Source organism: Rummeliibacillus sp. G93, from assembly GCF_023515935.1.
GTDB lineage: Bacteria > Bacillota > Bacilli > Bacillales_A > Planococcaceae > Rummeliibacillus > Rummeliibacillus stabekisii.
The window spans coordinates 1,564,336-1,584,207 of record NZ_CP097314.1; the positions used below are offsets into that span (position 1 = coordinate 1,564,336).

Genomic DNA, 19,872 nt, shown 5'->3' on the forward strand with positions numbered 1-19,872 from the left:
AATTATTTGCCACCCTTATTACAAAAGCAAATTTTATAAAGAGGTGCATAACAACATGCTTCATACAATTATTAAACAGAACTCCTACCAGGATTCAGTAAACTTAATGCTTCTCACAAACAAACTTTCTACAATGGAAGGCGTTAATAAAGTCCAAGTAATGATGGGGACTCCTGCGAATAAAGATATTTTCAAATCATCAGGTCTATACTCTGAAGATCTTGAGAGAGCAGCTGCAAACGATATGTGTATCGTTGTCGATACTGATGCAGACGAAAAAATCGAAGAAATCCTTGAAGAGATTGACACTTATTTAAATAACCAATCTATCAACAACAGCAAAGAAGAATTCCAAACAGTAAAAACTTGGGATAAAGCAATGAAAGCTTTGCCAAATGCAAACATGGCTCTTATCTCTACTCCAGGTCAATACGCTGCAGAAGAAGCTGACAAAGCGCTAGATAATGGTTTGCACGTTTTGATTTTCAGTGACAATGTAACTGTAGAAGACGAACGCCGTTTAAAAGAAAAAGCACATGATAAAGGCTTGCTTGTAATGGGACCTGACTGCGGTACTTCTATTGTTTCAGGTGTTCCAGTTGCATTCGCTAACGTTGTAAAACCAGGCAACATCGGTATCGTTGGTGCTTCTGGTACTGGTATCCAAGAAGTATCTGTACAAGTCGATCGTTTAGGCGGAGGCGTTTCTTCTGCTATCGGTACAGGTGGACGTGACCTTTCAGATAAGATTGGTGCAATTACAATGTTGGATGCAATCAGAGCATTGGCTAATCACAAAGATACAGAAGTCATCACAATGATTTCTAAGCCACCAGCAAAAGAAGTGCGCGATGAAGTTGTTGAATTGCTACAAAGCGTTTCAAAACCAGTAGTTGCTATCTTCTTAGGTGAAGAACCACACAACCATGAAGGTAACATCTATTATGCAAATACACTTGAAGAAACTGCAGCTATCGCAGTAGATCTTGCAAGTGGCAATACAGTTAAACCTAATTACTATGGTGCAGCTATTGAAGTTCCATCTGTGAACCTAAATGCTGACCAAAAAACAATTAAAGGTTTATACTCTGGCGGTACATTAGGTTATGAAGCTGCTACTCTTATCAGCAGAGGCCTTGGATTGGCTCAAAGTGGTCACCATGATGAAGGGTACCTATTAAGTGCAGATGGATTTGAAGTAGCTGACCTTGGTGATGATATTTATACACAAGGTAAACCACACCCAATGATCGATCCAGATACAAGAATTCAATTCTTCAAAAAAGCTGCAGAAGATGACTCAACTGCAATTATCTTATTCGATGTTGTACTTGGTTATGGTTCTCATGAAGATATGGCAAGCGCTTTGGTTCCTGGTATCCAAAAAATTCAACAAGAAGCAAAAGCAAAAGGCAAAGAAATTTACTTTGTTGCAACTGTTTGCGGTACTAACCAAGATCCTCAAGATATTGCAGATCAAAAAGCAAAACTTGAAAGTGCTGGCGTTATTCTAAGAGACAGTAACAACCAAGCTGTTCGCACTGCACTTGGCATGCTTGATATTCAAATTGAAGAAAAAGATAAAGAAGTGGTTGCTGGTAAAGAAACAGCTTCAAAAGACTTCACTGTTTCAGAAGCAATTGAAAAATTATTGAAAGAAAAACCAAGTGTAGTCAATGTTGGTTTGAAAAAATTCACAGAAGCAATTACTGCTAATAATGGTAGAGTTGTTCAGTTCGACTGGCGTCCAGTTGCTGGCGGAAACGAAAGAATGCGCAAAGTATTAAGTGTTCTTCGTTAATCTGCTTAAGCAAGAGAATCAAAAAGTGGAAGTACAGTTCTTGAAATTGGAGGAAAAATAGTATGTACGGACAATATAATACAATCGATGAAGCTAACCGCGCCGTGTTAGATAAAATTGTTGCAGGTGCACCATTCTTATTAGATGTGGTTCCAGCAAAATCAGTTATTGAAGAATTAAACGGAAAGGTCTTGCTTCATGCAGGCCCTCCAACTAAATGGGAAAACATGCCAAGCCCAATGCAAGGTTCTTGCGTAGGTGCTGCATTATTCGAAGGCTGGGCATCTAATGCAGATGAAGCTTTCAAAATGTTAGAAAACGGTGAAGTAGAATTCATTCCTTGCCACCACGTAAATGCTGTTGGACCAATGGGCGGTATCACTTCTGGAAGCATGCCTGTTCTAGTTGTAGAAAACCGTGACGGTGGAAACCGTGCTTATTGCACAATGAACGAAGGTATCGGTAAAGTTCTTCGTTTCGGTGCTTACTCTGAAGAAGTAACAAATCGTCTAGCTTGGATGAGAGATGTTCTTGGACCAGTTCTTTCTAAAGCTCTTAAAGAAACTGAAGATGGCATGAACATCAACGTAATGATCGCTAAAGCTATCACAATGGGTGATGAATTCCACCAACGTAATATCGCTGGTTCACTTATTTTCTTAAAAGAGATCGCTCCTTATATCTTAAAAACAGATGCAAGCGAAGAAGAAAAACAAGCTGTAATTAAATTCTTAGCAGATACAGATCAATTCTTCCTAAATATTGCAATGGCGACAGGTAAATCAATTATGGATACTGCTAGAACTATCCAACATGGTACTGTTGTAACAGCTATGTGCCGTAATGGTTACGAATTTGGTATCCGCATCGCAGGTATGGGCGACCAATGGTTTACTGCTCCTGTAAACACACCACAAGGTTTGTTCTTTACTGGCTATTCACAAGACATGGCATGCTCAGATATGGGTGATAGCGCAATCACTGAAACATTCGGTGTCGGCGGTTTTGCTATGATCGCTGCTCCTGGTGTTACACGTTTTGTAGGTGCAGGCGGATTTGAAGATGCACTAAAAACAAGTAATGAAATGCTTGAAATTTGTATTGACCAAAACCCAAACTTCTCTATTCCAACTTGGGATTTCCAAGGTTCTTGCCTAGGAATCGATGCAAGAAAAGTTGTTGAATTAGGAATTGAACCAGTCATCAACACTGGTATTGCACACAAAGAAGCTGGAGTTGGCCAAATCGGCGCAGGTACTGTTCGTGCACCATTAGCTTGCTTCGAAAAAGCAATCGATGCTTATGCAGTTAAATTAGGTCTTATCGACCCACAATAGTCTGATCAAATGATGAAGGAGAGGCATCGTCCTCTCCTTCTTTCTGACAAGAATATTATTATTTTTACTTTTAAGGAGAGAAATTAATGAACAAAATCGTTTTAGCAATCGGCGGTAACGCGATTATTAAAGAAGGCCAAAAAGGTACAATTGAAGAACAACAACAAAATATCAATGAAAGCTGTGAACCAGTTCTTAAATTAGTTGAACAAGGTAACACAGTAGTTATCACGCATGGTAACGGCCCACAAGTAGGGAATTCATTAATTAAATCTCAAATGGCAGAATCTGTTATTCCTAACTATCCACTTGATGTTTTAGATGCCGAAACTGAAGGCAACTTAGGTTACTTAATTCAACAAGCATTTAAAAACAAAATGACAGAGAAAAACATTAATAAAACTGTTGCAACTGTTATCACTCAATCAGTTGTTTCTCAAGACGATCCAGCTTTTGAAAATCCAACTAAGCCAATTGGTCCTTTCTTTACTAAAGAAGAAGCTGATAGAATTTCTGCAGAAGAAAATGTAAGCTTCGTTGAAGACAGCGGTAGAGGCTACAGACGCGTAGTTGCTTCTCCAAAACCAACTCGCATTGTAGAAAAAGAAGCAATTGAAGCTTTATTAGAAAAAGATATCACAGTAGTTACTGCTGGTGGCGGTGGTATTCCTGTAATTGAAGAAAATGGTATGCTTAAAGGTGTAGAAGCAGTTATTGATAAAGACTTTGCAAGTGCATTGCTTGCTGCTGACATCAATGCTGATTACCTATTCATCTTGACTGGTGTTGAACAAGTAGCGATTCATTTCGGTACACCACAACAACAAAACCTATTAGAAATGACTATTGATGAAGCATTGCGTTACATGGACGAAGGTCACTTCCCTAAAGGAAGCATGGGTCCGAAAATCGAAGCTGCAATTTTGTTCTTGAAAAAAGGCGGCAAAAATGTCGTAATCACTTCTATCGACAAACTTCAAGAAGCTCTTGAAGGTAAAACAGGTACTCGTGTAACATTATAAAATTTTAAAGTGAAAGCAGGCGGAGAAGAGTTCATATTTCTCCGTCTGTTTTTATTTATCAGTAGCGATATAAATATAAAAAATGGTAATACAGTTTTGCATAGAATGTATAGTAAAATGAAAAAAGTAAATCTATAAAGCCAGGAGTGTTGCTTTTGAAAAAGCAGGATAGCAAGTTCCGATGGGTTGTTTTCACAACCGTTTTAGTTACATATCTTTTAATTGCAAGTCAGCGAACTGCCCCAGGCTTAATAACAGATCAATTAATGGGTGAATTTAGTATACCTGCCTCAACAATTGGACTTTTGACAAGCATCCAGTTTATGGCCTACGCAGGTCTGCAAATACCGGTTGGAATTCTTTCTGATCGATTTGGTCCAAACTATTTTTTGGTTGGTGGAGCTATTGTAAATGGGCTAGGCACCCTTATGTACAGTCTCTCTTCTAATGAGTTTTTCCTTTTCTTTGCGAGGTTATTAGTAGGAATAGGTGACGCTACTATCTGGATTAATCTAGTACTAATATTAAGTCAATGGTTCAAATTGAAAGAATTTGTAGGTTTGCTAGGGTTAGCAGGTATGAGTGGGAGTCTTGGATTTTTATTTGCAACTGTACCATTTTCATCATGGATTACTGCTACAGGATGGAGAACTCCATTCTTAACAGTAGGCATATTACTATGCCTATGTGGGATTCTTCTCTATTTAGTGCTAGTTAAACATCCTAAAAAGATGGAGAAGAGTATTTCTCAAGACATCACGCAGTCAATTAAAAAAGAAAAGCCACAGCGAGAAAAAACTTTGATTTTATTGCGCAGAATCTTTACCGAGCGCCAAGCTTGGGCAACCTTCTTATGCCATTTTGGGTTGGTCGGTACCTATGTCGGTTTCATTGGTTCGTGGGCAGTTCCATTTGGAATGCATCTATATGGTATGAGTCGTCAGGATGCGAGCCAGCTAGTCATGATTGGGTTATTTGGAGCAATAATCGGCGCTCCGCTAACAAGCTGGATAACTAGCCGTATAGGTACAATAAAAAGGCCTTATATAATTGTTCAATTGTTTGTCTTTGCATGCTGGACCGCTTTCTTGTTTTTAGGGGGTAAACCTCCCATGGGCATGCTTTATGTACTTTTCTTTATTATTGGATACGGTAATGGAGCGAGTGCGTTGACATTCGCCGTGGTAAGAAATTCTTTCGATATGAAAGAAGTGGGCGTAGTATCAGGCTTTGCAAATACGGGTGGTTTTTTAAGCGCTGTATTATTGCCAAGCATTTTTGGTAGTGTTTTAGATCATTTTCATTCGTCGTCTGTAAATACTGGTTATCAATACGGCTTTATTATACCAGTGATTTTCTCATTAATTGGTGTCATCGGTGCACTTTTGATTTTAGAGAAACGGAAGGATGTTAATGAATCTACCGACATTACCATATAATTTAGAGTTTTAAAAATAAAATCACTTTCGCTTTAAATAAAAAATCTATTGACTATAGCTTTGTTATTTGTGATAATAGATTTAACTTAATACTGGTACCTTTAAATCAGTCCAGAGAGGCTGACAAGGACAGCGGAATTGCTTAGAAGAAGATGGTGTTAGATTATGCCCTTTTCCTATGCTGAAAAAGAGGCTTCTTGTCAGAATTATGGCAAGAAGCCTCTTTTGTTTTCCCTGCAGGTACGATACCGAAGATCCTATTCTCGGTACCAGTTTTAGATTGTTCTAAAACAGGAGGAATGTTTTGTATGGAAAACAAAAAAGTAGACGCAGACTTTTCATTGCAGGCGGTGCCCGCGTCACACCGAAACGGTTTCTTTAGAATGTTGGTAGTAATGCTTGGCTTTACTTTCTTCTCAGCTAGTATGCTCTCTGGAGGAACACTTGGCTTAGGCTTATCAATGAAACAATTTATTGTCATTGTTCTTTTAGGTAATCTATTACTAGGTGCATACACAGGCACTCTCGCTTATATAGCTGCGAAAACAGGTTTATCTACACACTTATTGACGCGTTACGCATTTGGATTAAAGGGTTCTTATCTGTCTTCTTTTATCCTAAGCTTAACCCAAATTGGCTGGTTTGGAGTAGGGGTAGCGATGTTCGCTGTACCTGTTCATAAAGCAACTGGCATAGATACGTATCTTTTAATCATTATCATGGGATTACTTATGACGGCAACTGCCTTTTTCGGCATGAAAGCACTCACGATCTTAAGTTTTATTGCCGTACCTTTGATTGTTATATTAGGAAGCTACTCTGCGTGGGATGCAGTGGACATGCTTGGCGGATTTAACGCTCTCATGCAGCATCAGCCAAAAGAAACAATGAGTTTTGCAGCTGCTCTAACAATTTGTGTAGGATCGTTCATCAGTGGTGGTACCTTAACGCCAGACTTTACAAGATTCTCAAATACGAAAAAGACAAGTGTAATCACTACTGTACTAGCTTTCTTTGTTGGAAATACGTTAATGTTCTTGTTTGGGGCGATTGGAGCGATTGCAACAGGGCAATCAGATATTTCAGAAGTGATGTTTTTACAAGGGCTAATCATCCCAGCAATTATCGTGCTAGGCTTAAATATTTGGACAACGAATGACAACGCCATTTATGCATCAGGTTTAGGGATATCTAACATTACAAAAATAAAGAAAAGTAAGGTAGTTATTGTTAACGGCATTGTTGGGACATTTCTAGCTATGTGGCTATACAACAATTTTGTTGGATTCCTCACTATGCTTGGAGCTGCACTGCCGCCAATTGGTGCGATTATTATTGCAGATTTCTTTATCGTACACCGAGGCAAGTATAAAGAGTTTGAAACAATGAAATTTAAAGCGTTCAACTGGAATGCAATTGTATCATGGGGAATCGGTTTTGTAGCAGCGAAATTCATACCGGGCATACCGCCATTGAACGGACTTATCAGCGCAGCTCTAATCTATGTAGTGTTATCCCTTCTATTAAATAAGGAAGCGGAATCTACTTCAAGTGTAAAACCAATGACAATCAATGAGGTGAAAGAAGCATGATCATTAAAAATGCGAAGCTTAGAAAAAGAGAAGGATTATGGCAAATCCATATACAAAATAAGAAGATAGTAAAAATAGCTCAAAAAATTGAAAAGAACGACCAACAAATTATAGATGTGCAAGGGTGCCTAGTGCTTCCTCCATTTATTGAACCACACATTCATTTGGATACCACATTGACAGCAGGCGAACCAAACTGGAACGTCAGCGGTACATTGTTTGAAGGGATTCAAAGATGGTCGGAGAGAAAAGAATCTTTAACAGCCCGAGATGTAAAAACTAGAGCAAAAACAGCATTGAAATGGCAAATAGCGCAGGGGATTCAGCATGTACGCACACATGTTGATGTCACAGATCCAGATCTGACAGCACTAAAGGCAATGCTAGAAGTAAAAGAAGAGATGGCGAAGTTTATTGACTTACAGCTGGTAGCCTTCCCACAAGAAGGGATTCTTTCTTACCCAAATGGCTATGAATTGTTGGAAGAATCATTAAAAATGGGTGCTGATGTGGTTGGCGGTATTCCACACTATGAATTTACACGTGAATATGGTGTGGATTCATTAAAAGCTGCCTTTCAGTTAGCTGAAAAATATGATCGCCTTGTTGATATACATTGTGACGAAATAGATGATGAACAATCTCGTTTTGTGGAAGTAGTAGCAGCCGAAGCGTACCGCCTCGGGATGGGCAGCCGAGTAACTGCAAGCCATACGACAGCTATGCATTCCTATAACGGAGCTTATACATCAAAATTATTTAGACTATTAAAGCTTGCAGATATCAATTTTGTTGCAAACCCACTGGTAAATATACACCTTCAGGGACGTTTTGATACTTATCCGAAACGCAGAGGTATTACTCGTGTGAAAGAACTACAAGAAGAGGGTATCAACGTATGCTTTGGCCATGATGATATATTTGATCCGTGGTATCCACTAGGTACTGGCAATATGCTACAAGTCTTACATATGGGCTTGCATGTTACTCAACTAATGGGCTATGACCAAATTGTGAATTCAATTGATTTAATCACAAACAACAGTGCAAGAACACTTGATATAGAAGAACAATATGGAATAGAAGAAGGGAAGCCAGCGAACTTGATTGTATTAGAAGCAGCGAGTGAATACGATGCAATCCGCAAACAAGCTTCTGTTCTATATTCAATTAGGAATGGTGAAATAATAGCTGAAACAAAGCCTAGAGATACGAAAATCATGCTAGATGGTGTTACAGAGGGAGTTACATTTGATCGATAATATTTTCCTTAAGAGTTTTGAATAAAATTAGATTTTATATTCATATAAGCATTTTCTTAGAACATAGTCCTAAGTAGTGATGATTATATCTAACGATGTGAATTGGAGACGGCGGCTGCTGCGGCAAAAGCTTGAGTCGAAACCCCGCAGGAGAACTAGGAGGTTGAAGCCAAGCCCGTGGAAAGCACTAGCTGGAATGAACACAAAACTAAATTTTCATGTGAGTTTTTCTTATTGAATAGTAATCAGGTAAAATATTAATCAGAAATCGAACTAGTATGAGATTAAATGTCATACTTAGTTCGTTTTTTTATTAGCAAAACCTCTTGTGCAAACTCTTATAATTTTTGTGTAAGTTAAATTATCACATATAATTAAAACTGCGGTTATTTGATATATATTACTTCTTTATTTCTATATTCCCATAAATGTCCTACCTTCTATATATTTTTCTAAAAAATAGGTGTATTCATCCTTGTAACAGGGTAGTAATATCATGTGGGATTATGTTTTTTTATGAAAAGTGAGAAGTGATAAGAAAAATTTATATCAATCTATAAAATTAATGTTATTTACTTATGTGTTGTTTTCTATTATTATTGGTATTGGTGAAAAGAAGCTTATACGAAGCCCTTTTCAGTAGATAATTAAAGGGGGAACCGAACATGGCAAACAATAACTTGCACAACAGTCGTTCTTCATTCGAAGTTAACGGTAAATCTTACAACTATTATCGTTTAGCTGCAATCGAAGAAGCTGGTATTGCACAAGTATCACGCCTTCCTTATTCAATCAAAGTTTTATTAGAATCTGTATTACGTCAATATGATGGCTATGTAATTAAAGAAGACCATGTAGAAAACTTAGCGAAATGGGGCAAAGATGCAGACGAAAATGCTGAAGTGCCATTCAAACCTTCTCGCGTTGTTCTTCAAGACTTCACTGGTGTACCAGTAGTAGTTGACCTTGCATCATTACGCGATGCAATGAAAAAAATGGGCGGAGATCCAAACGAGATCAATCCAGCAATTCCTGTTGACCTTGTTATCGACCACTCTGTTCAAGTTGACAAATACGGTAACGAAGCAGCTCTTAAAGCGAATATGGATCTTGAATTCGAACGTAATGCTGAGCGTTACAATTTCTTGAAATGGGCTCAAACAGCTTACGATAATTTCCGTGCTGTACCACCAGCAACAGGTATCGTTCACCAAGTAAACTTAGAGTATTTGGCTCCAGTAGTTCACGTGAATGAAAATGCTGATGGCACTTACGAAACATTCCCAGACTCTGTTGTGGGTACTGACTCTCATACAACAATGATCAATGGTATTGGTGTTCTTGGATGGGGTGTTGGCGGTATTGAAGCAGAAGCTGGTATGTTAGGCCAACCATCATACTTCCCAATTCCTGAAGTAATTGGTGTGAAATTAACTGGAAAATTGCCAAGCGGTTCAACAGCTACTGACTTAGCGCTTAAAGTAACTCAAGAATTGCGTAAAAAAGGTGTAGTCGGCAAATTCGTTGAGTTCTTCGGACCAGGCGTTTCTGCATTACCTTTAGCGGATCGTGCAACAATTTCTAACATGGCACCTGAATATGGCGCTACATGTGGTTATTTCGCAATCGATGATGAATCATTAAGCTACATGCGTCTTACAGGCCGAGACGAAGAACATATCAACGTTGTTGAAGCTTACTTAAAAGCAAACAACATGTTCTTTGACCCAGAATTAGAACCTACTTACACAGATGTATTAGAAATTAACTTAGATGAAATCGAAACTAATCTTTCAGGCCCTAAACGTCCACAAGATTTAATTCCGCTTTCAGATATGAAAACACGCTACCACGAAGTAGTAGTGGCTCCAGCTGGCGTTCAAGGTTTTGGCTTAACTCCAGATGAATTCACAAAAACTTCAACTGCTAAATTTGCAGAGGGTGATGTTGAAATTCCAGCAGGTGCTGTAGCAATTGCTGCGATTACTTCTTGTACGAACACATCTAACCCTTACGTTCTAATCGCTGCAGGTCTTGTTGCGAAAAAAGCAGTGGAAAAAGGTTTAACTGTTCCTAAATGGGTTAAAACATCACTTGCTCCAGGATCAAAAGTTGTTACTGGCTACTTAGAAGATTCTGGTTTACAAGATTACCTAAATACGCTAGGTTTCAATACAGTTGGTTACGGTTGTACAACATGTATCGGTAACTCAGGTCCACTATTACCAGAAATTGAAGAAGCAATCATGTCTAAAGATTTATTCGTGACTTCTGTACTTTCAGGTAACCGTAACTTTGAAGGCCGTGTACATCCATTAGTGAAAGCTAACTACTTGGCTTCACCACCATTAGTAGTAGCTTATGCGCTTGCTGGTACTGTAGATGTAGACCTACGTAAAGATTCATTCGGTAAAGACAAAGATGGAAATGATGTCTTCTTTGATGACATCTGGCCATCATCTGATGAAGTAAATGCCGTTCTTTCAAAAGTTGTTACACGTGAGTTGTTCCAAAAAGAATATGAAACTGTATTCAATGCAAATGAAAAATGGAATGCAATTGAAACTTCTACAGATTCACTTTACGAGTTTGATGAGAATTCAACTTACATTCAAAATCCGCCATTCTTCCAAAACCTATCTGCAAAACCAGAAGCAATTCAACAGCTTATGGGTATGCGTGTGTTAGCGAAATTTGGTGACTCTATTACAACTGACCATATTTCTCCTGCTGGTGCAATTGGTAAAGATACACCTGCCGGAAAATACTTGCGTGAACATGGCGTAGAACCACGAAACTTCAACTCTTATGGTAGCCGTCGAGGTAACCATGAAGTAATGATGCGCGGTACTTTCGCAAACATCCGTATCCGCAACCAAATCGCACCTGGTACAGAAGGCGGCTTCACTACTTACTGGCCAACAGGTGATGTAGAGTATATCTACGATGCAGCAATGAAATATGCTAAAAACCGTGTAGGCTTAGTTGTACTTACTGGTAAAGACTACGGTATGGGTTCTTCACGTGACTGGGCAGCTAAAGGTACTAACCTTCTTGGCGTTAAAACAGTTATCGCAGAATCATACGAACGTATCCACCGTTCAAACTTAGTAATGATGGGTGTTCTACCACTACAATTCGTTGATGGTGAAAGCTCAGAATCACTAGGATTGACTGGTGAAGAAACATTCTCAGTTAATATTACAGATGAAGTTAAACCTCGTGATATCCTAACTGTGACTGCTACATCTCCAGATGGCGATACTAAAACATTCAAAGCGCTTGCTCGTTTTGACTCAGAAGTAGAAGTAGATTACTACCGTAACGGCGGTATCCTACAAATGGTTTTACGTAACAAATTATCTAAATAATATGGTTCAAACAAGTGCACAATAATTTTGTGCACTTGTTTTAGTTTATAAGACAAAGGAGATTTAATGAAAGAAGAAAAGCTATGGAAGGATTTTCTCTCAAAATAACGGTATACTTAACATGAGGTGAACAACATGTTTGTAAGTGAAAAAGAAATTGAAATTCGTTATGCGGAGACAGATCAAATGGGCGTTGTATACCATGCTAATTATGTTATATGGATGGAATTAGGGAGGACGCAGCTGATTCATGATTTAGGCTTTAGCGTGACTCAATTAGAAGAAGCAGGCTATGTATCGCCTGTTATGAATGTCAATATTAGCTACAAAGCTGCACTACGTTATGGTGAAAAAGCGATTATACGTACATGGATTGTATCACAGGAACGTCTTCGTACTGTGTATGGCTATGAAATTGTACATAGTGATGGAACGATTGCAGCAACAGCAGCATCCGAACATATTGTGGTGAAAAAAGAAAATTTCCGACCAGTTGCTTTTGAACGAATTAATCCGGTGTGGTTTAATAAGTATAAAGAAATTGCAGAAATCAAATAACTCTTGGATGAATAGTGTAAAAAAGCATGCCCGAATTAGGCATGCTTTTTGCATTTTTTATCTACTTGTAATCAAATTTAAGTTCATCTAATTGGCGATCTACATCTACATATAAATCATGGTTGTTAAAAAACCATGTATCGTCTTGCTCAATAAAAAAAGTAGTGCCATTATGCTCTAATACAACACTTGGATTAATTGGCGAGTCTTGACTCATGCCGAGAGAAAACCCTTCGTGGAAAGGATTTGAGCCACCATATCTAGCATAAAAACGAATGGTATCTCCTTGCGCTACATCCATTTCATCGGAAAACCACTGAAATGCTTGTTCAGACATGACAATTTTCATAAGAACACTCCTTTTTTATAACCATGTTACTTTTGGTTCTGTTCCTTTTTTTATGCGCGATATATTAGATCTATGGCGATAAAAAATAAAGACTACAATAATGGAAATAATGATAAGTAAAAGATATTCATTATATAAAATACCATAAATAAGTGCGTAAATAAAAGCCACAACAGCTGCAAACATAGATGCTAGACTCACCATTTTATACACTTTTAAGCAAAGAAGGAAGGCGATAAGGAGCAAGATAAAGATTGGCCAATGGTAGCCAAGTAAAATACCTGCAGACGTAGCCACAGCTTTGCCTCCTCGGAAGTCAGCGAAGATAGGGAACATGTGCCCAACGACAGCAATGATGCCAGCAACGAGTGGATGGATACCACTTCCTTGGAAAACAGCTAGAATAGGAAGTATAGTTGCAAGTGTGCCCTTTAATATATCCATAAGTGTAACGGCTATACCCGCTTTTTTTCCAAGCGTACGGAAGGTATTAGTAGCACCTAAGTTTCCGCTTCCGTGCTGTCTGATATCGGTTTTATAAAAAACTTTACCAACCCATAAACCGGATGGGATGGAACCAATTAGATAAGCCAATACAACAACTAAAATACTATTCATTTAAAACTCCCTCCAACATTAGTAGTTGGTATTATTAGATTGTAATAATATTTTATCACGAGACTGTAAGCGTACACAATGACCAACTTTCTCAATAATTGCCGGTTCTTATTGTCCAATAGATTAAACGAATGATACAATAAAACCTGAGTCTAACTGAACAAGAAGTTGACAGTATCTATTATTGTGTATATGATTTATAAAAGTAGAACGGATGTTTGTGTTTAGGGGGAATATTTTTTGACAAATAAACAAACAATCACCTCTTATAGTGAAGATGATATTCAAGTATTAGAAGGTTTAGAAGCCGTAAGAAAACGTCCGGGTATGTATATTGGCTCTACAGACAGCAGAGGCTTGCACCACCTTGTATACGAAATCGTCGACAATGCTGTAGATGAGGTATTAGCGGGTTTTGGCTCACATATTGTAGTGAAAATCCATAAAGATCAAAGTATTAGTGTAAGAGATTATGGACGTGGCATGCCAACTGGGATGCACAAGACAGGTAAATCAACTCCTGAAGTAATCTTTACCATTTTGCATGCAGGCGGTAAATTTGGACAAGGTGGTTATAAAACAAGTGGTGGTTTGCACGGTGTAGGAGCATCTGTTGTAAACGCCCTTTCTTCATGGCTTGATGTAACCATTTACCGAGATGGCCATAAATACAGCATGCGCTTTGAAAATGGCGGTAAGCCCGTAACTACACTTGCTAATCTAGGCAAAACGAAAGAAACAGGCACATTTATTCATTTTAAGCCTGATCCAGAAATCTTTTCAACAACCAAGTATCAATTCGATACATTAGCTGAACGTTTACGTGAATCTGCTTTTTTATTAAAGGGCTTAAAAATAGAGCTTATTGATGAAGAAACCGAGCGACAAGAAGTATATCATTATGAAAATGGAATTGAAGCCTTTGTAGCCTATCTTAACGAAGAAAAAGATGTATTGCATCCAGTTAAATATGTTGAAGGCGAACTAGATGAAATTGAAGTTGAATTTGCTTTTCAATTCAATGATGGTTATTCCGAAACTATCCTCTCCTTTGTTAATAATGTTCGCACACGTGATGGAGGCACACACGAAACAGGCGCTAAAGCTGCAATGACTCGTGTGTTTAACGAATATGCACGTAAAGTCGGACTCCTAAAAGAAAAAGATAAAAATTTGGATGGCTCAGATATACGTGAAGGATTAGCTGCCATCATCTCAGTCCGAATTCCTGAAAATCTATTACAATTCGAAGGTCAAACTAAAGGCAAACTTGGCACAGCAGAAGCACGTAGCTCTGTCGATGGTGTCGTATCCCAAAAATTAATGTATATTTTGGAAGAGAATGCGGAGCTTAGTGCATCGCTTGTACGTAAAGCTATTCGTGCACAGCAAGTTCGCGAAGCAGCACGGAAAGCAAGAGAAGACGCACGTCATGGTAAAAAATCCAAAAAACAAACTATCTTATCAGGAAAATTGACGCCAGCACAATCTAAGAATGCTGCCAAAAATGAATTATACTTAGTCGAAGGCGATTCTGCGGGAGGCTCAGCTAAACAAGGGCGGGACCGTACTTTCCAAGCCATCTTGCCTCTTCGAGGAAAAGTAATCAATACGGAAAAAGCAAAGCTTCAGGACATCATGAAAAACGAAGAAATTGCTACCATTATTCATGCAGTCGGTGCTGGAGTTGGTACAGATTTCAACATTGAAGACGCTGCTTACGATAAAGTTATAATCATGACGGATGCCGATACGGATGGCGCTCATATACAGGTATTACTCTTAACTTTCTTCTTCCGTTATATGAGACCACTTGTTGAAGCAGGAAAAGTATATATTGCCTTGCCGCCACTTTATAAAGTATCAAAAGGGACTGGGCGCAAAGAAGTAATTGAATATGCTTGGACAGAGAAAGATCTTCAACAAGCAATTAAGAAAATTGGTAAGGGTTATATTCTTCAACGCTACAAAGGCCTTGGTGAAATGAATGCTGAGCAGCTTTGGGAAACAACCATGAACCCTGAAACACGGACATTGGTTCGCGTTCAAATCAATGATGTTGAAAGAGCAGAAAAAGGCGTTGCCACATTGATGGGTGATAAGGTAGAACCACGAAGAAAATGGATTGAATCGCATGTGGACTTTGGCCTTGAAGAAGACAGTACGATATTAGAAAGCGAATTTATACAACATGATGGAGGGGATCTTACATGACGCAGTCAGAGATATTTCAAGACTTGCCTTTAGAGGAAGTCATCGGTGATCGCTTCGGTCGTTATAGTAAATACATTATCCAGGACCGTGCTTTGCCAGATGCAAGAGACGGTCTTAAACCAGTACAGCGCCGTATTCTATATGCAATGTTTATGGAAGGCAATACACACGACAAGCCCTTTAGAAAATCGGCTAAAACAGTCGGAAATGTAATCGGTAACTATCATCCACATGGTGATAGTTCTGTTTACGAGGCTATGGTACGTATGAGCCAGGACTGGAAAGCCCGCCACATGTTAATCGAAATGCATGGCAATAACGGTTCTGTCGATGGTGATCCGCCTGCTGCTATGCGTTATACAGAAGCCCGTTTATCTTCTATTGCAGCTCTAATGCTGCGCGATATTCAAAAAGATACAGTGGATTTAGTGCCAAATTTTGATGATCAAGATTTAGAACCAACTGTACTGCCTTCACGTTTTCCTAATTTATTAGTCAATGGGTCAACAGGGATATCCGCGGGCTATGCGACCGACATCCCACCGCATAATCTAGCTGAAGTGTTAGATGCAGTATTAATGCGTTTGAAAAATCCTCAAGCTACTGTTCAAGAACTAATGCAGGTATTGCATGGACCTGACTTTCCAACAGGTGGCATTATTCAAGGGGTTGACGGGATTAAAAAAGCCTACGAAACAGGCAAAGGAAAGATCATTGTTAGAGCTAAAGCAGAAATTGAGAAACTTAAGGGTGCTAAAGAGCAAATCGTTATCACTGAAATTCCATATGATGTAAACAAGGCAAATCTTGTTAAAAAAATGGATGAAATGCGATTAGATAAACGCTTAGATGGCATTGCAGAAGTACGTGACGAGTCTGACCGTTCAGGCTTAAGAATAGTAGTTGAATTAAAGAAAGAAATCAGCGGAGAACCGATTTTAAAATATTTATTGAAAAATACCGATCTACAGGTTACATATAACTTCAATATGATTGCTATATACAATCGTCGTCCAACTATGATGAGTTTACAGATGCTATTAGACGCATACATCGCTCACCAAAAAGAAATTATTGTAAGACGATCTCGGTATGATTTAGATAAAGCTAACAACCGTTTACATATTGTAGAAGGGTTGATGAAAGCACTATCAATTCTAGATGAAGTTATTGCAGCTATCCGTGCTTCAAAAGATAAAAAAGATGCTAAGCATAATTTGCAAGAGAAGTTTGGTTTTACTGAAATTCAAGCGGAAGCAATTGTTTCATTACAGCTATACAGATTGACCAATACAGATATTACAGAACTTCGGCAAGAACAGAAAGAACTTGAAGAAAAGATTCTCGAGCTAAAGAGTATATTAGAGAGCGAGAAGAAGCTTGTGAGCGTGCTACAAAAGGAATTAAAAGAAGTGAAAAAAACGTTCCAAGAACCAAGACGCTCAGAAATAGAAGAAAAAATTGAAGAAATTAAAGTAGACTTAGATGTTTTAGTACCAAGTGAAGACGTAGTCGTGACAGTTACTAGTGATGGCTACGTAAAGAGGACAAGTATTCGTTCGTATAATGCTTCAAATGGTGAAGATTTTGCCATGAAAGAATCCGACCATTTACTGTACGAGGCGCAATTAAATACGCAACAGCATATATTGGCCTTTACAAATAAAGGTCATTATATATTCCTTCCAGTCCATGAGTTACCAGATATTCGTTGGAAAGATTTAGGGCAGCATATTTCAAGTATCATTCCTTTAGACTCTGAAGAAAAAATTATAAATGTTGAAGGCGTTGCAGATTTTAATACCGATCAATATGTTGTCAGCATTACGAAGAATGGACAAATTAAACGAACTGCTTTGGCAGATTTCCAGGTACAACGCTATAATAAGCCATTTAAAATGATGAATCTTAAGAAAGATGATCTTATAATAGCTTCTGGAATTGCAGATTCAGGTGCGGAAGTCTATTTAACATCCTATCTGAGCTATGCAATAAGATTTAAACTCGATGAAGTACCGGTGGCAGGCATAAGGACTGCTGGCGTAAAAGCGATGAATTTATTGGATGGGGATATGGTAAAAGCTGCAAATATTATTCCGCCAAACCATAAAGGCAAGGTAATGATTGTTACAGAACGCGGAGGCGTTAAAAAAATGGCCCTTGATGAAGTAGAGACAGGCAATCGTGCACTACGTGGTGTACTTACACTTCGAGAGCTCAAAAAGCAACCACACCGTATTTATACGGTTGTCTATGTAGAAAAAGGGGAAGGCATTCAAATAATTACTGATAATGGCTTAAAAGAAGATTTGCGAGAAGAAAATTATAGCTTGTCGGAAAGATATTCAAATGTATCTTATGTAATTGATGTTAAAACAGACGGCTTCATATCTCATATTTTAAAACTACCAGCTAAATAGGGAAATCCTAAATAAATATGTAAGCATTAATCACTTATTATATGGATGAAATTAGCTGACATAATTTTTAAGTTGCCATTCTAGGCAATTTTTCTAGGATTACGCAATGATAGTAATGGGCTGTCCGGTAGAAAACCTCAGCTTGCTATGCCACAGAAAGATAAAAACCTGGGAGAAACTGTTTTTCAGTTTTCTCTCAGGTTTTTTGTTTTTGGGAATGACAATTTTGGATATCCTACAAATGAATATAGAATGGTGATAATTGTCATTGCATCTTTATTGTAAGTTTGGAAAATAGAATTAAAAAATGTAATGAATTTAGGCAATCGTATTATTATTAGTTTTAATAGATTGATTATGGTAGAGAGGACTTGAACTATATATGTATTATTTGTAGGACTAAGAACATTTGAAACAGTAATTACGAAAAATATGTACAATCCTACGAGTTGATGCAATAAAAGCAAACATCCTGAAGAAGTATATGTAAGGGGATAAGTAGCGAATGGTTAAATAATCCCCAAAAATAAGCGGCTCATCGAACTGATAAGCCACTTCCATAAAAATTGTATTATTGTAATAATGCGATTTTTATATGAGCTAAGTGATGCTCCTCATGCCAAGCTAATTTGGCCAGTTTTGTCGCAACTGTAATTTTACCGTTAGTCTGATGAGTAAAGTATCGAACTAATTGATCTTCAGTTAAACTATTTCCTAAGTACACGATACGCTCATTTATACCTTCTAACATTTTAATGGAAGCTTCTACAGGAAGTTTTGTATCTGGTTGTATCGCCCACTTTTCTTCATCAAAAGCGGGTACTTTTGCATTCTCATCTGTTAAAGCTAGTTTTAGTCGTTGATACATGTTCAACTGTGAATCTGCGATGTGATGTACAAGTTGACGAACTGTCCAACTACCATCACGATAGGTTTTGCTTAATTCCTGATCGTTTAATGTTCCTACTGTTTCTCTTAATCGATTTGAAAAAGTCTCGATTTTTCTCAGCCATTCTTGTAGATATTCAACTGTTACTTCATCAGGAACATTTAGTTTACCAATTGGGTATTTTATATCCATCATAATCCTCTTTTCCTCTTTATAGTTTAAAAGCTATTCACACAATTGTCTTCAAAATAATATGGGCCTTCTTTTAGATTAACTTTAATTCTAATTTCTCCAATACGCTCGAACTGAAACTTTATAAATACTACATTCTCCGTGGTCTATCTGGATAAAAAATCATGAAGGTTAGAAACAGTAGTAATAATTTCAATCATAACATTTTCATCATCTTCCAGAAAGAATGATGATTTTCTAATAGAACCTGTTGGGATAGTATAGCTTCTGTCTAATTCAATAAGTGCAAGTGCAATATTTAATATTTCTTTTTTTACTTCTTCTGATGTAAATGATAAATGAACTATATAAAATTTTGATATGGAATAAGTAAGTTATTGATCCAAGCATATAGATTAGTCGGCAATAAGTTGACTTTGATTTGTTCATCTCTACAATTAGAAAGGGCAAGTGGGGATTCTTTTAGATAGATGGTAAATGTAAAATAATGAGAAGGATTTTTCTTTTGTTTATTATTGATATGAAGCAGGTACCTATAGTAATAACTTACTTTTCAAGGCACATTTGAGGAAATAGGTATTTTAAGCAAAATTGGTACTGGTATTTATTTCTTATTACAAGTATTCAAGTATTAGTGTTGATTTATGGATTTATTCTTAAATTTAATCAAAAATACTTTTTTATCAAAAAACAGTCAATTTTTCAGTGCGCATACCATATTATAGAAAACTTAAATCGCAGTTACGTGGCCTGACAAGTTATAAGGTTCATTTTTTGCGAAATAATAATATGGCTATTCATTACTGAA

13 protein-coding genes are annotated in these 19,872 nt (G+C 37.7%); 10 read left to right on the plus strand and 3 right to left on the minus strand.

Translation table 11 applies throughout. The features are described 5' to 3' along the window. The first annotated feature begins 55 nt into the window (after window positions 1-55). From fdrA to M2M59_RS07835, 8 genes are all read left to right on the plus strand, one after another. Entirely contained in the window at window positions 56-1,801 is a 1,746-nt protein-coding gene (gene fdrA / locus M2M59_RS07800; protein ID WP_066786992.1) for an acyl-CoA synthetase FdrA, read from the plus strand. A gap of 62 nt (window positions 1,802-1,863) precedes the next feature. After that, entirely contained in the window at window positions 1,864-3,138 is a 1,275-nt protein-coding gene (locus M2M59_RS07805) for a YlbE family protein (protein WP_066786995.1), read from the plus strand. Between the two features lie 86 nt (window positions 3,139-3,224). Continuing rightward, entirely contained in the window at window positions 3,225-4,160 is a 936-nt protein-coding gene (arcC, locus tag M2M59_RS07810; protein ID WP_066786998.1) for a carbamate kinase, read from the plus strand. A 155-nt stretch (window positions 4,161-4,315) separates the two neighbouring features. After that, a complete protein-coding gene (locus M2M59_RS07815) occupies window positions 4,316-5,599 on the plus strand; it encodes an MFS transporter (RefSeq protein WP_249775924.1) in 1,284 nt (427 codons plus the stop codon). Between the two features lie 308 nt (window positions 5,600-5,907). Beyond that, a complete protein-coding gene (gene codB, locus M2M59_RS07820) occupies window positions 5,908-7,191 on the plus strand; it encodes a cytosine permease (protein WP_249775925.1) in 1,284 nt (427 codons plus the stop codon). Then, window positions 7,188-8,453, plus strand: a complete 1,266-nt coding sequence (locus M2M59_RS07825; RefSeq protein ID WP_249775926.1) for a cytosine deaminase — start codon at window positions 7,188-7,190, stop codon at window positions 8,451-8,453. The genes codB and M2M59_RS07825 overlap by 4 nt, the downstream gene beginning before the upstream one ends. 665 nt (window positions 8,454-9,118) lie before the next feature. Next, window positions 9,119-11,824 (plus strand): aconitate hydratase AcnA, encoded by a 2,706-nt coding sequence (acnA, locus tag M2M59_RS07830; RefSeq protein WP_147193500.1) that lies wholly within the window; start codon window positions 9,119-9,121, stop codon window positions 11,822-11,824. 135 nt (window positions 11,825-11,959) lie between these two features. Then, on the plus strand, window positions 11,960-12,382 hold the full coding sequence (locus M2M59_RS07835; RefSeq protein ID WP_249775927.1) for an acyl-CoA thioesterase: 423 nt from the start codon (window positions 11,960-11,962) through the stop codon (window positions 12,380-12,382). Between the two features lie 61 nt (window positions 12,383-12,443). Here the strand turns inward: M2M59_RS07835 and M2M59_RS07840 are convergent, their stop codons facing one another. Beyond that, the gene (locus M2M59_RS07840; protein WP_066787020.1) at window positions 12,444-12,731 is read right to left on the minus strand and encodes a HesB/YadR/YfhF family protein; all 288 of its coding nucleotides are present in this window, start codon (window positions 12,729-12,731) and stop codon (window positions 12,444-12,446) included. Window positions 12,732-12,746: 15 nt separating this feature from the next. Beyond that, window positions 12,747-13,349: a glycerol-3-phosphate 1-O-acyltransferase PlsY gene (gene plsY, locus M2M59_RS07845; RefSeq protein WP_249775928.1), complete on the minus strand. Its 603-nt coding sequence runs from the start codon at window positions 13,347-13,349 to the stop codon at window positions 12,747-12,749. A 240-nt stretch (window positions 13,350-13,589) separates the two neighbouring features. Between plsY and parE the strand changes: the two genes are divergently transcribed. Next, window positions 13,590-15,563, plus strand: coding sequence for a DNA topoisomerase IV subunit B (parE, locus tag M2M59_RS07850; RefSeq protein ID WP_150284385.1), 1,974 nt, complete (start codon window positions 13,590-13,592; stop codon window positions 15,561-15,563). Next, on the plus strand, window positions 15,560-17,983 hold the full coding sequence (gene parC / locus M2M59_RS07855) for a DNA topoisomerase IV subunit A (protein ID WP_249775929.1): 2,424 nt from the start codon (window positions 15,560-15,562) through the stop codon (window positions 17,981-17,983). The genes parE and parC overlap by 4 nt, the downstream gene beginning before the upstream one ends. A 571-nt stretch (window positions 17,984-18,554) precedes the next feature. On the opposite strand, the gene M2M59_RS07860 is transcribed toward parC, so the two are convergent. Continuing rightward, entirely contained in the window at window positions 18,555-19,064 is a 510-nt protein-coding gene (locus tag M2M59_RS07860; RefSeq protein WP_249775930.1) for a YfiT family bacillithiol transferase, read from the minus strand. Window positions 19,065-19,872 lie beyond the last annotated feature (808 nt).

Coding starts and splice junctions, on each gene's coding strand:
- fdrA (WP_066786992.1), top strand. CDS start 56: ATGCTTCATACAATTATTAAACAGAACTCCTACCAGGATTCAGTAAAC.
- M2M59_RS07805 (WP_066786995.1), top strand. CDS start 1,864: ATGTACGGACAATATAATACAATCGATGAAGCTAACCGCGCCGTGTTA.
- arcC (WP_066786998.1), top strand. CDS start 3,225: ATGAACAAAATCGTTTTAGCAATCGGCGGTAACGCGATTATTAAAGAA.
- codB (WP_249775925.1), top strand. CDS start 5,908: ATGGAAAACAAAAAAGTAGACGCAGACTTTTCATTGCAGGCGGTGCCC.
- M2M59_RS07825 (WP_249775926.1), top strand. CDS start 7,188: ATGATCATTAAAAATGCGAAGCTTAGAAAAAGAGAAGGATTATGGCAA.
- acnA (WP_147193500.1), top strand. CDS start 9,119: ATGGCAAACAATAACTTGCACAACAGTCGTTCTTCATTCGAAGTTAAC.
- M2M59_RS07835 (WP_249775927.1), top strand. CDS start 11,960: ATGTTTGTAAGTGAAAAAGAAATTGAAATTCGTTATGCGGAGACAGAT.
- M2M59_RS07840 (WP_066787020.1), bottom strand. CDS start 12,731: ATGAAAATTGTCATGTCTGAACAAGCATTTCAGTGGTTTTCCGATGAA.
- plsY (WP_249775928.1), bottom strand. CDS start 13,349: ATGAATAGTATTTTAGTTGTTGTATTGGCTTATCTAATTGGTTCCATC.
- parC (WP_249775929.1), top strand. CDS start 15,560: ATGACGCAGTCAGAGATATTTCAAGACTTGCCTTTAGAGGAAGTCATC.
- M2M59_RS07860 (WP_249775930.1), bottom strand. CDS start 19,064: ATGGATATAAAATACCCAATTGGTAAACTAAATGTTCCTGATGAAGTA.